Here is a 14,108-nt window from a genome sequence, read left to right as displayed (position 1 = left end):
GGACGAATCAGGCGATTTTTAGCGGGCGTTTATGCCGCAGGCTCGAATTTTTACGACATCTTTATACGCCCCCCACTACACTGATTGCGTCACAGCGATCTATGCCCGTGTCGATATGTGTAGCGCATCGCACCCACAATGCGCATCGCATCGCTGACACCGATTAACGCATAGGAGGAAATATGATCATCACTATTTTCAGCGAAGACGACAGCACCAAACGCTCGATCCTGGCGGCCAACCTGGCGACCTTCTGCGCGCTGCAGCATCGCAAGGTGCTGCTGATCGACGCTACTTCCCTCAAGTATTCCCAGAACTGGGGCGAACGCCGCCTGGCTGCCGACGCCAAGATCAAACTGGCGGTGCGCGGCATGGAAGGCTTGCCGTCGGAACTGGAAAACCCGGCTTCTTATTATCGCAGCCACTTTCAGGACATCATCATCGATACCGACGGCAGCGATTCCTGGAATGCGGATTCGGCGCTGGTGGCCACCGATGTGCTGCTGGTCCCGGTCGGTTCCCGCAGCGGCGACGCCAAGCGCCGGGAAAGCCTGGTCCAGCGTATCGAAGCGCTGCGTCTGTTCAATCCCGCATTGCGCGTACTGGTGGTGGAACTGCAAGCCATCAGCGCTTTCGGCGATGCCGTTGCGGACGAACGCAGCGCCGCCCGCGTATTTTCCCGCAATGTCTTGACGGCGTCGCTGGCGCAGACGGTGGTGCATGAATGGCTGGAAGATAACCGCCTGCTGCAGCAAGGGCAATCGGTGTTCGACAGCGAGCCGCGCAACCAGCGCGCCGCCGCCGAGATCGAAGCCCTGTACCAGGAAATCGCCCGCGCCAGGGATTTGCGCTTGGAAGCAGGCGCTTACGGCCTGGCGATCCTGAACGCGATACAACGGCGCATCATGTCGCATGAAGCGTCTGAGGCGGACGGCTTGAAAGCCGTTGCAGCCGGCGGCGACAGAAGCCGCGTTTAGCGCCGGGCAAAAAAAAGGACAGGCATCAGCCTGTCCTTTGCGCCGTTCCGCGCGCGCTTGCTTCAGCGCCGCGAACTTAGGGGGGCCTCATTTTGCCGTAGCTGCTGCTGCCGGCTGCGCTGCCAGTTTCGGATTGTTCTTTTGCAGATCCGATTCGTCGCTGAGAATATGCGCCGCTTCGTTCAGCAAGACATCTTTCGCGTCCTTGGCTTTTTTCTCGGCTGCCAGCTCGGCGCTCAGGCTGCGCTCATTCGCTTGCAGACCATCGTCCGTGGTATCGGCGTCGGCGACGACGTCAGCCACCTTGCCTTTGGCAGCGTCGTTTGCGCTGTCCTTGGCGCTATCTTTGGCACGGGCCTGGGTACGGGCTTCCTGTTGCGCCATTTCAGCGCGGCGGTCCGCTTCATTGAGAGAGATGGAGCGCTTCTTGCGCAGAGTATTGACCTCGGTCACGTCTTCGACGAAGCGCTGGTAATCCTTGTCCTTCTCGACCCGGGCGTCATGGCGGATCTTGAGCTGCGGCACGAGGTCCTTGATATCGCCCAGCTTGGCATAGTCGGCCGCCTTGACTTCCGACCACGGCAACGCGTTGTCATAGCTCGATTCGCCGAAATTCTCGGTATCCGAGAAGCCCGGCAGGCTGACGTCCGGCGTCACGCCGCGCAGTTGCGTGGTGCCGCCGTTGATGCGGAAGAACTGGGCGATGGTCATCTTCAGTTCGCCGAACTTCGGTTTGTCGTTGTGCGCCAGCTGGTCGAGGTTGACCATGGTTTGCACGGTACCCTTGCCGAAACTGCCTTCACCGATGATCACGCCACGCCCGTAGTCCTGGATCGCTGCCGCAAAAATCTCCGAGGCCGAGGCCGAACCACGGTTGATCAGCACCGCCAGCGGGCCGCTCCATACCGGCGTGTTGCGGTCGTCGGCTTCGACATTGACTTCGCCGCGCGCATTGCGCTGCTGGACGATCGGCCCCTTGCCGACGAACAGTCCGGTCAGGTCCACCGCTTCCGTCAGCGAGCCGCCGCCGTTGTTGCGCAAGTCAACCAGCACGCTGTCGACCTTTTCCTTCTTCAGCTCGTTGAGCAGGGCCGCGACATCGCGGCTGGCGCTGCGGTAGTTCTTGTCGCCCTTGCCGCGCGCATCGAAGTCTTCATAGAAGGCCGGCAAGGTGATCACGCCGACCTTGCGGGTGCTGTCGCCGCTCTTGACCGAGAGGATGGTTTTCTTGGCGGCCTGCTGTTCCAGGCTGATCTTGTTGCGCACCAGGCTCAGCAGCTTGTGCTTGGCGTCCGGACCGGCGTCGGCCGGCAGGATATCTAGCTTGACCACGGTATCCTTGGCGCCGCGGATCAGCTTGACGACGTCGTCGATGCGCATGCCGACCACTTCGGTCATCGGACCCTGGCCTTGCGCCACGCCGACGATGCGGTCGCCGACAGCGATCTTGCCGGACAGCTGCGCCGGTCCGCCAGGCACCAGTTCGCGGATGGTGGTGTATTCATCGCGTTCCTGCAGCACGGCGCCGATGCCGACCAGCGACAGTTTCATGGCGATGTCGAAATCCGCGGCGGCAGTGGTGCCGAGGTAATCGGTATGCGGCTCGATCGATGTCGCGTAGGCGTTCATGAAGATCTGGAACACGTCGTCGCTCTTGTACTTGTAGGCGCGCGCCAGCGAATTTTCATAACGCTTGCTGAGCGTGTCGCGGATCGCCGCGTCCTTCTTGCCGGCCAGTTTCAGGCGCAGCCAGTCGTTCTTGACCCGCTTGCGCCACAGGTCGCGGCTTTCGGCTTCGGTCTTCGGCCACGGTTCCTTGTCGCGCACGAAGGCGTAGTCTTCCTTCTGGCTGAAATCGAAACCCTGCTTCAACAGTTCGCGCGCATAGCTGAGGCGATCGACGATGCGTTGCTGATACAAGTTGAAAATGCCGAAGGGGATGCTGAGATCCTCTTTGTAGATGGCGTCGTCGAGCTTGCCGGCCTGGGCCGTGAACTGGTCGATGTCGGACTGGATGAAAAAGAATTTTTCAGGATCCAGCGATTTGACGTAGCGGTTGAGGATTTTTTCCGCCAGCGCGTCGTCCAGCTTGACCGGCTTGTAATGGAAGCGGGTCAGGAACTGTGCGCTCAGGTGCGCTGCCTGCGCTTGCTGCTGCAACGGCGTCAGGACCGGTGGCGGTCCCGACTCCAGCGCGTGGGCGGCGGTCGAGAGTGCCAACAAGATACAAAGCAGACTATTTTTTAAGCGCATATAACCTTCAGTTCGATGTTCTTACTTACGTGAGCGGGAAATAGTATTCGCAGCAGTCACAATCATATTCCTGCCCTTGCTATCAAGCATGGACATCTGCCGCTGCCGGTGCGGTTTTCAATGCGGCCGGCATGGACGGCAAGCGTCCGCTTCGGGTAATTCTACTTGGCTTTGCTTAAGACTTGCTTAAATCGGGTATTTCCCGCCAGCACCTTAATTTCATACGGTTACTTTACGTTACCTGGCAAGCGAGGACGGGCAGCGCACGCAGGCTGCTGCGGCAAGCGCCGGATTTTCCGCTTTTGCATATTCAAATCCGTTTTTCTTCGTGTACCCGGCGCCGGGCGGGCGCAATACTGACGATTCAGGCCAGCTTCCTTTCCACATTAATCGGGGCAGAATCATGAGTCAAGAAACAATCAAATTCGCTTACTGGGTGCCGAACGTCAGCGGCGGGCTGGTAGTCAGCAAGATCGCCCAGCGCACCAGCTGGGATATCGATTACAACCGCAAGCTGGCGCAGCTGGCTGAGCAGAACGGGTTCGATTACGCGCTCAGCCAGATCCGCTTTACCGCCGGCTACGGCGCCGAATTCCAGCATGAGCCGGTGGCTTTCACCCATGCCTTGCTGGCCGCCACCACCAAGCTCAAGGTGATCGCTGCAATCTTGCCCGGACCATGGACGCCGGCAGTTGCCGCCAAGCAGCTTGCCACCATCGACCAGCTGACCGGCGGCCGCGTTGCCGTGAATATCGTCAGCGGCTGGTTCAAGGGCGAATTCACCGCCATCGGCGAACCTTGGCTGGAGCACGACGAGCGCTATCGCCGTTCGGAAGAATTCATCCGCGCCCTGAAAGGTATCTGGACCACCGACAATTTCACCTTCCGTGGCGATTTTTATCGTTTTAGCAACTACACCCTGAAACCCAAGCCGCTGCAGCAGCCGCACCCGGAAATTTTCCAGGGCGGCAGTTCGCGCGCAGCGCGCGACATGGCCGCGCGCGTATCCGACTGGTACTTCACCAACGGCAATACGGTGGCAGGCATCAAGGCGCAGGTCGACGATATCCGCGCCAAGGCGGCCGCCAACGGCCATAGCGTCAAGGTCGGGGTGAACGCCTTCATCATCGCGCGCGACACCGAAGCCGAGGCGCGCGCAGTGCTGGCCGAGATCATCGCCCAGGCCGATCCTGCCGCGGTGCACGCCTTCGGCGACGCCGCCAGGCAGGCCGGCCAAGCCAGTCCCGAAGGCGAAGGCAACTGGGCCAAGTCCAGCTTCGAGGATCTGGTGCAGTACAACGACGGTTTCAAGACCGACCTGATCGGCACGCCGCGCCAGATCGCGGAACGGATCGTGGCGCTGAAGCAGGTGGGCGTCGACCTGGTGCTGAGCGCTTTCCTGCATTTCCAGGAAGAGGTCGAATATTTCGGCCGCCACGTGCTGCCTTTGGTGCGCGAGCTGGAAGGCGAACTGGCGCCGGAAACGGAAGTGCTGGCAGTCTGAACAAGCAGTTCAGAGGAAGCGCTCCATGGCCCGCAGCACCTTGCCGTAGGAGACCGGAAGCAAGCGTTGCAGCCAGGTCAGGGTAGCGGCCTTGCTGCCATAAATGATGCGCTTCTTGCCGCGGGCGACGCCGTCCAGCATGGCCGCCGCCATAGCTTCCGGCGGCGTCACCAGCAGCTTGCCGGCCAGCGCCAGCAAGCGCTGTTCGACATGGTCGGCATTGGCCGCCAGGCGGCCAGTCTGGGCGATCCCGGTGCGGATGCCGCCGGGGTGCACGCAGGTGGCTTGCACGCCGCTGCCCTCCAGTTCCTGCCACAGGCATTCGGTCCAGCCGCGCACGCCGAACTTGGAGACGTTATAAGCGCTTTGCCCGGGCACCGCGATCAGCCCGAAGACGCTGGAAAGATTGACGATATGGCCTTCCTTCTGTTGCAGCAGGATCGGCAGGAAGGCCTTGGTGCCATAGATCACACCCCACAGATTGATCCCCAGCTGCCATTCGATTTCCTCGATGCTGCTGTGGGCGATGGTGGCGGTCAGCGAGACGCCGGCGTTATTGAAGATGTAGTGGGCGCTGCCGAAATCGCGCAGCACCTGGTCGGCGTGGGCAAACACCTCGTCCTTGCGGGCGACGTCGACGCGGTAGCTCCTGACCTCGGCGCCTGCCGGCATCAGCCGCAGCGTTTCCGCCAGGCCGTCCTCGCTGAGGTCGGAGATGGCCAGGCGTGCGCCGGCCCGCGCCAGCTGCAGCGCCAGATGGCGGCCTATGCCGCTGCCGGCGCCGGTGACTACCGCGACCTTGTCCTTGAAGCTCTTCATCGCACATGTCTCCCTGTCGGGTGTCCTGTCACAGGCGCAGCCTGCCGCTCAGGCCAGCGTCTTGCGGAATGCCAGGTAATCGGCGGCGCTGCGCCTGGGTGCTTCTATCATCGGCAAATGGCCGATGCCTTCCATCAGCTGCAGTTGATTGTGCGGGAACAGCGCCTGGAAGCTGTAGGCGCCGGCCGGGTTGAGGATCTGGTCCTGCTTGCCCCAGACGATCAGGCAAGGCGTGGCCAGCGCCTGATATTGCGTCTCCAGCAAAGGCGAGGTCGTCAGCTGCTGCATGATCCGGCTGTGCAGGGGATAGTCGCGGATTGCCCGCTGCGCCAGGGTGGTGCGCAGCGACCACGGGATATAGGGTGGGCGATGGGTGGTGCTGCGCATCAGCACGGCAAAGTCTTGCTGGCGGCGCAGCAGCAGCGGCATCTCGCCGCTTTCCAGGTAGCGCTTCAACAGCACGGTATCCTGCGCCGCCGCCGTACCGGCCGCATCCAGCAGCCACAGGCTGACGACCCGCTCGGGATAGGCAGCGCTGAACTGGGCGCTGATGAAACCACCCATCGAATTGCCGCCCAGGTGCACCCGCTCCAGTCCGAGCTGATCGAGAAAGGCGCGCAGCCGTTCTACCTGGTCGCTCATGGCGTAGCTGGCGGCGGGATCGCGGCTGGCGTCGCCGAAACCCGGCAGGTCGGGACAGATCACGCGGTAATGCGGGGTCAGGAAGCCGGCGATGCGGGTGAAGTTATCCTTGTCGCCGCCAAAGCCGTGCACCAGCACCAGTACCGGCGCGTCAGGCGAGCCGCCGTGCAGGTAGGGCATGCTGCATCCGGGCAGGCTGACTTCCGCCAGCGCCAGGCCGGCGCGCCGGCGTTCCAGCTGCAAGGCCAGGCGCGCGGAGGTCGCCGGCAGCAGACGGTCGAACAGTAACACTAGCAGCAGACCGGCAAAGATGGCGATGCCGACGATCAGTATGCTCATTTATGGTCTCGCTTTGGTTTGACGTTTTCCTGCAGAAGGGGAGCGCACCAGCTGCCACTCGCTGACGATGCCGGCGGCCACCGCTTCCAGGTTGCGCACCAGGGTCGCCCGCGGCAGCTTGAAATCCGACAGCACCCATTCCTTGGCGAGCTGGTAGGCCGAACCCATCATGGCGGTGGCCAGCACTTGCAGCGAGAGGCCGTTGCCGGGATTGGGCGGCAGTTCCTTGAATATTTCGAGCCGTATCACATCGACCGTGATCGCCAGCTGGGCGCGGTAAGCCTGGTTGGCGTTGTCGCTGGCGCCGACGATTTCGATCAGCGTCAGGCGCGCGCGCGCGGGATCGTCGGCGATCACCTTGAAATAGGATTGCAGGGCGGCGCGCAGGCGCGACATCGGGTCAGGCTGGGCGCTGGCGATGTCGGCGCTGACGATGCCGAAGATGGTTTCCGCCGCCTGCTGGTAGCAGCTGCACAGCAGCTCGTCGAAATTGGCAAACGACTCGTAAAAATAGCGTTCCGTCAGGCCGGCTTCAGCGCACAGGGATTTGAGGGTGGAGGCGTGATAGCCGTCGCGGCCGAAGCAGCGGATGGCAGCCTGGATCAGGCGCGCGCGCCGTTCTGCCTTGCGCTGCGCGATGCCGACGCCGCGGTAAGCGCGTTCGGGCGGGGATGCCGTTTTCCTGGTGACCATGGAGGTTGGGAAGATAAGTGGCGACTGACGAGCCTATATTGACATTGCTCAATGTCACTTGTAAAGTGGAATAGTGACTTTTGTTAATGTCAGTTTCGGCCGGGCCGGAAGGCCGCCCTGGCAGGACGCTCCGCGGGCAGCGGGGGAACTAACAGCAAAGGCAGGATATGACTGGTTTCAAGCAGGACGCTACCGGCCCGGACGTGGAAGTCGCCATCATTGGCAGCGGCTTCTCCGGACTGTGCATGGCGATCAGGCTCAAGCAGCAGGGCATAGAGAATTTCGTGATCCTGGAAAAGGATGCGGTGTTTGGCGGCACCTGGCGCGTCAATCATTATCCCGGCGCCGCCTGCGATGTACCCAGCCACTTGTACTCTTTCTCGTTCGCCCAGAATGCCGACTGGTCGCGCAAATTTCCCCAGCAGTCGGAATTGCTGCGCTATACCGAAAACCTCGTCCGCGATTACAATCTGCTGCCGCACATCCGCCTGGACACAGCACTGACGCAGGCCGATTTTGACGAAGCCGGGGGCTATTGGCGGCTGCGCACCAGCAAGCATGCGTTCAGCGCCAAATCGCTGGTGATCGCCACCGGCGCGCTGTCGCGGCCGGCGATCCCGCCCATCGCCGGCCTGGAAAATTTCCAGGGGCGGATGTTCCATTCCGCCGAGTGGCAGCATGACTACGATCTGGAAGGCAAACGGGTAGCGGTCATCGGCACCGGCGCCAGCGCGATCCAGTTCATCCCCGAAATCGTCGGCAAGGTCGCGCAGCTGGATGTCTACCAGCGGACGCCACCCTGGGTGATGCCGCGGCCGGACCGCGCCATCAGCGCTGCCGAAAAATGGCTGCTGCAACACGTCAAGCCGCTGCAATGGCTGTATCGCGGCATGACCTACCTGCAATATGAAATGCGGCTGGTGCTATTCGCCAAGCTGCCCTCGCTGGCCAAGCCGATCCGGCACCTGGCGCTGCGTCACATCAAGAAGCAGATTCAGCACGATCCCGAATTGCGCAAGAAGGTCACGCCCGATTACACGCTGGGCTGCAAACGCATCCTGCTGATGAGCGACTACTATCCGGCCCTGGCGCGCAACAACGTGGCGTTGTTGACCGGCGGCGTCACCGAGCTGCGCGCCCATGGCGTGGTCGGCAGCGACGGCGTGGAACGTCCGGTGGACGCGATCATTTTCGGCACCGGCTTTGACGTCCAGCATTCACTTGGGGGCTTGCCGGTACGCGGCCGCGGCGGCAGGCTGCTCAGCGCAGTGGCGCAAGATGGACTGGAGGCATACAAGGGCGCGACCGTGGCCGGATTTCCGAATTTCTTCATGATCACCGGCCCGAATACCGGGCTGGGCCACAATTCCATGATCTACATGATCGAATCCGGCGTGAACTACCTGATCGACGCCATCGGCACCATTCGCAAACAGGATTTGCATTCGCTGGATGTGATGCCGCAGGTGCAGGCAGACTACAACCGCGAACTGCAGCGCCGCCTGCACGGCACCGTGTGGGATTCGGGCTGCAGGAGCTGGTATCTGACCAAAGGCGGCAAGAACAATACCTTGTGGCCAGGCTTCACTTTTGAATACCGGCGCATTACGCGGCATTTCGACGCCGCCAATTATTTGATCCTGAAGCAGCCGCCGGCCGTTTGAATCAGGTCAGCGTTCAGGTCAATGCCACAGCCGCATCATAAACCGGAAAAAAAGGAATACAGGAACAGTCCCAGCAAGCCAAGGCAGAGGAAATTGACGATGCGCCGGGCCTTCTGATAGCGCGGGATTCCAGCCTTGCGGATTTCTTGATGGATCTCTGGCAGGGTGAGTTTCAGGGAAATTTTTGGCCCCAGGAATCCGGAGATGAGGCAGCATATCGCCAAGAGGTTGCCATACGCGGAAGTAGCGGAATGGTTGCGTACAGCCAGGATGAAACTGACACTGAGTAACAGCAGCGCGGCAAACTCTACCGGCCGTGAGCGGATGAAGCTGAATACCTTGCGGGGCATGGTCGACATCTGTGGCGGACATGGCGGGTGGAAACAGGCATCAGGATAAATGATCTCCATATTTCCCACAAAGAAATATTTCGATAAAGCTAATAGGATTTACGGATGACAAGCCCGTTGGTTCCCGATCGGGACCAGCGGGCTGCCTGAGGCCAGTGCTCAGTCGCGCCGCGACCAGATGGCGCCGGCCAGGAAACCTATCGCCCCGGCGATCGCCAGCGTGCTGAGCGGACGGTTGTTGGCAAACTCGATCACATTGTCGACCGCCTCGCCGTACCTGGCCTGGGTGCGGCCAGCAAGCTGGCGCGCCTTGCCTTCGAGCTGCATGCGTGGATCGTCGGCCAGGCTGCCTACGGCGTCCTGGATCTTGCCGGCGACGGTCTTGGCGTTGCCTATGATGCGGTCTTCAGACATATGCATCCTCATGGAATAAGGTGGATGGACGCCGCCGGCGCGCTGCACCGGCCGGCTGGCCGATTACTTGCTCTTGACGACGTCGCGCAGCTTGTCGGCAGTTTCGCCGACCTTGGTCTGCACTTGCCCTTCGATTTTTTCGGCAATGCCTTCGGCTTCGGTACTCTTGTTGCCGGTGATCTTGCCGATGGTTTCCTTGACTGAACCCTTGACCTGCTTGGCAACGCCTTCGATGCGATTCTTGTCCATGCTGTGCTCCTGATAAGTGATTGACGGGAAAGACTGGCCCAACGTTGAGAAGAAAATCCTTCTGCAAGATTTAGCGGCTGCTTCTTCAACAGTTCCATTGTCGTCATCCATCCATCTCAAGAACAGTTGCAAATGCACCGGCTGCGCTAGTGCATTTGCAGCAGCGGCGTTCTCAGTTGCCGGCAGCTTTCTTGCGGCGCGGAGTGTCGGCTGCAGGCAGGCCGAAGAAGCCGCGTTCGCGCGCCCACACGATGGCTTCGCCGCGGCTGTGCACATCCAGCTTGGCGTAGATGGTGGAGACATGGTTGCGCACGGTGTTCGGCGCCAGCGCCAGTTCCTTGGCGATTTCCTTGTCGGCCAGGCCGCGGCAGAGCAGGTCGAAGACATCGCGCTCGCGGCTGGTGAGATCGGCCAGCTGGGCGCCGCCGCCGTCCGGCATGCTGGAGCGCCGCACATTGGCCAGCTTCTCGATCAGGGTGCGGCTGAACCAGGAAGCGTCCTGCATGACGGTTTCGATCGCCACCACCAGTTCCATTTCCGTGCGCTTGCGTTCGGTGATATCGAGGAAGGCCATCAGCAGGCATTCCTTGCCGTGGATACTGACCACTTCAGCCGATACCAGGCAGGCCAGGGATTCGCCATCCTTGTTCTGCAGCTGGAATTCGACGTTGCGCAGGCTGCCGGATGCGGCCAGCGAGGCAGCGATCCTGGCGCGGGCATCGGCATGCCACAAAGCCATTTCATCGATGGTCCTGCCAAGCGCTTCTTCCTGGCTGAAGCCAGTGGTGGCGGTGAAGGCGGCGTTCAGGTCCAGTACGGTGAAATCCTCGGCGCTCAGCAGCACGGTCGGCACCGGCGTCATGCGGAACGATTTCTCGAAGCGCTCTTCGCTCTGGCGCAAGGCGTTTTCGGCCTTCTTGCGCGGTTCCAGGTCCATGAAGGTGAACAGCATGCAAGCCTCTTCGCCGATGTCGATCGGCTGGCCCGCCACCACCACGCACTTGCTGCCGCCTTGCGGCAGGCGCAGCAGCGCTTCCATTTGCGGAATGGTGGCGCCTTCGCCCAGGCGTTCAATGGCCAGCTCGCGGCGCTCGGCGCTTTCAAAGGCATCGATTTCGTAGACCGAGCGGCCGATCACCTGTTCGCGCGCATAGCCGGTCATTTCGACGAAACCCTGGTTGACCTTGATATAGCGCTGGTCGCTCAGGCGGCAGATCACGGCCGGCGCCGGATTGGCGTTGAAGGTTTTTTCAAAGCGCTGCTCGGCGCTGGCCCAGTCGGTGGCATCATGCAGGATCAGTACCAGGCAGTCAGGCTCATCGGCGCTGTTGGTCAGCACCAGGCTGCGTACCCGGTGTACCCAGTACTGCTCTTCGTCATGGGCCGGATAGACTTCAACGATGACGTCGCTGAATCCTTCGCCGGCGATCACGCGGTCGATCGGATAGCTGCCCGGCTGCACCGCGTGGTTGTTGCGGTAGCGCAGGCGGAAGCGCTCGCGGTATTCGCTGGCGTTGACGCCCAGCTCCTTGACGTCTTCGACGCCGTGCATGTCCAGCGCCGCCTGGTTGGCCCAGACGATGCTCTGGTCGGGCTCGACCAGGATCACGCCTTCGGTCAGGCCGGTGATGATCTGCTGCAGCTGGCGGCGGTCGGTCTGGCGGCGCAGCACCTTGTCGTCGGCGTCGCTTACGGCGGGAGTTTGATCCATGGTAGGTTTCTAGCCCGGGTTCCAATGTGAATGTGCACCTGGCGCGCCGGCGACAAAATCGCCGGCGCGCCAGGAATCGATAGGCATCCACTATACCTGCCTGGGAAATCCCGATGCAGATGGGCGCGGATGCCGCAACTGACGCCGCCTAGGGCACGCGCGGCCGCAAGCGCAGGCCGAACCAGCCGCCGAATGAAGCAACCAGGGCGCCGATCACCAGGATCGCCAGCGAACTCCAGGCCGCTTTCGAGACCCCCCGGGCAGCGCTTGCAGCTGCTTCACGCGTCTGCTGTTCTGCCTGCGCTTTCAGCTGCTGGTACTTGGCCAGCGCGGCATCGTAGGTCTGGGCATAGCTGTCGACGATCTTTTGCGCTTCCTGGCGCGACTTGCCGCTGCGCGCCGCCACGATGTTGACCAGTGCATCCTTGTCCGCTGCATCTAGCGCCGGCAGGGCTTTCTGCTTCACGCGAGCAAACCACTGGGCCAGGTCGTCGCCCGCTGCTTGCGGCGCGGCGCCGGCCTGTTGCGCCGTGCGGCTGGCGTCGCCGGCGGCATCCTTGGCGTCAGCCTTGAGCTGGCCCGGCTGCAAGGCTTGCTTGCCAGTGTCGTGCAGCAGGCCGTTCAACTGATCCTGCATGTTGCCCCAGTCGAATTCGATGCCCCTCTGCTGTAGCTGATCCTTGACGCCGGAGGCGATGCCGGGCGCTGCCGCCGCCACGCTGCGGCCAGCCAGCGACAAGCCGCTGCCCACCATGTTGGCGGCGGCGCCAGTGACGCCGGAGGCCAGCGAGGCCAGCAGCCAGGTGCCGGCCACGGTCATGAGCGCCCAGGTCAGCAAGCCGTGCAAGGCGCCTTGCCGTGGCGCCGCGCGGCCGCTGATGAAAGCGCCGAAGAATAGCGAGACCAGGGTGCTCACTGCCAGCCAGATGCCGACGCCGAGGCCGGCGCCGGCCAGCGGATTCTGTTCGCCTAGCGGATCGACCGCGCCGGCGCCGATGGCGGTGCCGAGCACAGTGAGCAGCAGGTAGATCACCAGCGACAGGAAAAAGCCGGCCAGCACGGCGCTCCACGAGATGCCCCAGCCAAAGCGCAGCATGGCCGGGCGCTGTTCGATATTGTCGTTATAGATTTCCATATAGCCCCACATGTGAAATTGATAGGAGCGGCCCCGCACGGCAGCCATGGCGCGGCTGCAGGGACTGCTTGAGTTGGGGAGTATAGGATTGCGGCGGCAAGGAAGCCTGATGCATACGCACCAGGAAACCTAGTGCATTCATCATGGTTGCGCTAACAGCCTGAGCGGAAAAACGTGGCTGGTTTGTGCGCCTGGAATGTCCAGTGTGCGACACAACAATGCCATGTTTTTCAGTGCACATACAGGATTATTTCTGTGCCGTTAAACGTCATCAATACGTAACGCGCTGGTCATGCGCCGGTAATACAGCGACTATAGAGTCTGGCTTTTCTTTCTCTATGGAAATGACATGGCACATTCAAGTCGTAGAAAATTTCTCAAAGGTTCTGTGGCAGCAATGGGCGCGACCATGCTGCCCCCGGCGGTCCAGCAGGCGCTGGCGGCGCCTGCCGTGACCGGCACGCTGGGCTCGGTCGGGCACGTCGTCATCTTCTGCCAGGAGAACCGCTCCTTCGATCATTATTACGGCACCATCAAGGGCGCGCGCGGTTTCAACGACGACCATGCCGCCACCATCCAGGGCACCAGCCGCAACGTCTTCAGCCAGGCCGACAGCACCGGCGCCTTGTATACGCCGTGGCGCTTGAATTCCAGCACCGCCTCGGCGCAGTGGCTGTCGGATGTGCCGCATGACTTGAATACCGGCACGGCGGCCTGGAACAAGGGCCGCAACGACCAGTGGATTCCCAACAAGGGCATGAATGCGCACACCTACATGACGCGCAGCGACCTGCCGTACCACTACGCGCTGGCTGACGCCTTCACCCTGTGCGACAACTATTTCTGCTCGGCGCGGACCTCGACCAATCCGAACCGCCTGTACCTGATGAGCGGCACCATCGATCCGCAGGGCCTGCACGGCGGGCCGGCTACCACCAACGGCTTCACCTATGGCTCGCTGACCTGGCAGACCTATCCGGAAGCGCTGCAGGCGGCGGGCATCAGCTGGCGCACTTACCAGGAAGTCGACAACTACGACGACAACGCGCTGGCCTGGTTCAAGCAGTTCCAGAACCTGCCGACCAATTCGCCGCTGTATATCAACGGCGTGCAGACCCGGGTGCTGGCGGATTTCCAGAACGACGTCACCAACAACACCTTGCCGGCGGTATCCTGGATCGTCGCCCCGGCGGCCAAGTCGGAACATCCGAGCGGCTCGCCGAACGTCGGCGTCGATTACGTCAACCAGTTCCTGCAGGCGCTGGCCTCGAATCCAGCGGTGTGGGCGAAGACGGTCTTCATCTATACCTATGACGAGAATGGCGGGTTTTACGACCATGTCACCACGCCGACGCCGC

The 14,108-nt window shown here is 61.9% G+C and carries 13 protein-coding genes; 4 read left to right on the top strand and 9 right to left on the bottom strand.

All coding sequences use genetic code 11. From position 1 onward, the window contains the following. The first annotated feature begins 182 nt into the window (after positions 1-182). Positions 183-977 (top strand): hypothetical protein, encoded by a 795-nt coding sequence (locus VNZ65_RS07690; protein ID WP_325667667.1) that lies wholly within the window; start codon positions 183-185, stop codon positions 975-977. Positions 978-1,064: 87 nt separating this feature from the next. Here VNZ65_RS07690 and VNZ65_RS07685 read toward each other — a convergent pair whose 3' ends face one another. After that, positions 1,065-3,200, bottom strand: a complete 2,136-nt coding sequence (locus VNZ65_RS07685) for a carboxy terminal-processing peptidase (RefSeq protein ID WP_414649070.1) — start codon at positions 3,198-3,200, stop codon at positions 1,065-1,067. Between the two features lie 433 nt (positions 3,201-3,633). Here VNZ65_RS07685 and sfnG point away from each other — a divergent pair, with 433 nt between their 5' ends. Then, a complete protein-coding gene (gene sfnG, locus VNZ65_RS07680) occupies positions 3,634-4,734 on the top strand; it encodes a dimethylsulfone monooxygenase SfnG (protein WP_325667665.1) in 1,101 nt (366 codons plus the stop codon). A 9-nt stretch (positions 4,735-4,743) separates the two neighbouring features. Here sfnG and VNZ65_RS07675 read toward each other — a convergent pair whose 3' ends face one another. From VNZ65_RS07675 to VNZ65_RS07665, 3 genes are read right to left on the bottom strand one after another with little or no spacing between them, the layout of a single operon-like run. Further along, positions 4,744-5,553: an SDR family oxidoreductase gene (locus VNZ65_RS07675; protein WP_325667663.1), complete on the bottom strand. Its 810-nt coding sequence runs from the start codon at positions 5,551-5,553 to the stop codon at positions 4,744-4,746. 48 nt (positions 5,554-5,601) lie between these two features. After that, positions 5,602-6,534 carry an alpha/beta hydrolase gene (locus VNZ65_RS07670; protein ID WP_325667661.1) on the bottom strand — a complete coding sequence of 311 codons (933 nt, stop codon included), beginning with the start codon at positions 6,532-6,534 and terminating at the stop codon, positions 5,602-5,604. Continuing rightward, positions 6,535-7,227 carry a TetR/AcrR family transcriptional regulator gene (locus VNZ65_RS07665; RefSeq protein WP_325667659.1) on the bottom strand — a complete coding sequence of 231 codons (693 nt, stop codon included), beginning with the start codon at positions 7,225-7,227 and terminating at the stop codon, positions 6,535-6,537. It lies immediately after the preceding gene. A 167-nt stretch (positions 7,228-7,394) separates the two neighbouring features. On the opposite strand from VNZ65_RS07665, the gene VNZ65_RS07660 reads away from it, so the two are divergent. Next, positions 7,395-8,891 (top strand): NAD(P)/FAD-dependent oxidoreductase, encoded by a 1,497-nt coding sequence (locus VNZ65_RS07660; protein ID WP_325667657.1) that lies wholly within the window; start codon positions 7,395-7,397, stop codon positions 8,889-8,891. A 35-nt stretch (positions 8,892-8,926) separates the two neighbouring features. On the opposite strand, the gene VNZ65_RS07655 is transcribed toward VNZ65_RS07660, so the two are convergent. The 5 genes from VNZ65_RS07655 to VNZ65_RS07635 all read right to left on the bottom strand — a co-directional run bounded on the left by VNZ65_RS07655 (position 8,927) and on the right by VNZ65_RS07635 (position 12,798). After that, positions 8,927-9,301, bottom strand: coding sequence for a hypothetical protein (locus tag VNZ65_RS07655; RefSeq protein WP_325667655.1), 375 nt, complete (start codon positions 9,299-9,301; stop codon positions 8,927-8,929). Positions 9,302-9,400: 99 nt separating this feature from the next. After that, positions 9,401-9,655: a CsbD family protein gene (locus tag VNZ65_RS07650; RefSeq protein ID WP_325667653.1), complete on the bottom strand. Its 255-nt coding sequence runs from the start codon at positions 9,653-9,655 to the stop codon at positions 9,401-9,403. 63 nt (positions 9,656-9,718) lie between these two features. Next, positions 9,719-9,904 carry a CsbD family protein gene (locus VNZ65_RS07645; RefSeq protein WP_325667652.1) on the bottom strand — a complete coding sequence of 62 codons (186 nt, stop codon included), beginning with the start codon at positions 9,902-9,904 and terminating at the stop codon, positions 9,719-9,721. A 172-nt stretch (positions 9,905-10,076) separates the two neighbouring features. Further along, on the bottom strand, positions 10,077-11,615 hold the full coding sequence (locus VNZ65_RS07640; RefSeq protein ID WP_325667650.1) for a helix-turn-helix transcriptional regulator: 1,539 nt from the start codon (positions 11,613-11,615) through the stop codon (positions 10,077-10,079). A gap of 148 nt (positions 11,616-11,763) precedes the next feature. Beyond that, positions 11,764-12,798 carry a YrzE family protein gene (locus VNZ65_RS07635; protein WP_325667648.1) on the bottom strand — a complete coding sequence of 345 codons (1,035 nt, stop codon included), beginning with the start codon at positions 12,796-12,798 and terminating at the stop codon, positions 11,764-11,766. 301 nt (positions 12,799-13,099) lie between these two features. Between VNZ65_RS07635 and VNZ65_RS07630 the strand changes: the two genes are divergently transcribed. After that, positions 13,100-14,108, top strand: a 1,009-nt coding sequence (locus VNZ65_RS07630; protein WP_325667646.1) for an alkaline phosphatase family protein, incomplete at its 3' end; no start/stop codon positions are given.

This window comes from Collimonas sp. (assembly GCF_035566555.1).
In the GTDB taxonomy this organism is placed as follows: Bacteria; Pseudomonadota; Gammaproteobacteria; order Burkholderiales; family Burkholderiaceae_D; genus Collimonas.
Note: the sequence above shows the minus strand (reverse complement) of the source record. Positions and strands in the feature narration are given on the sequence as shown.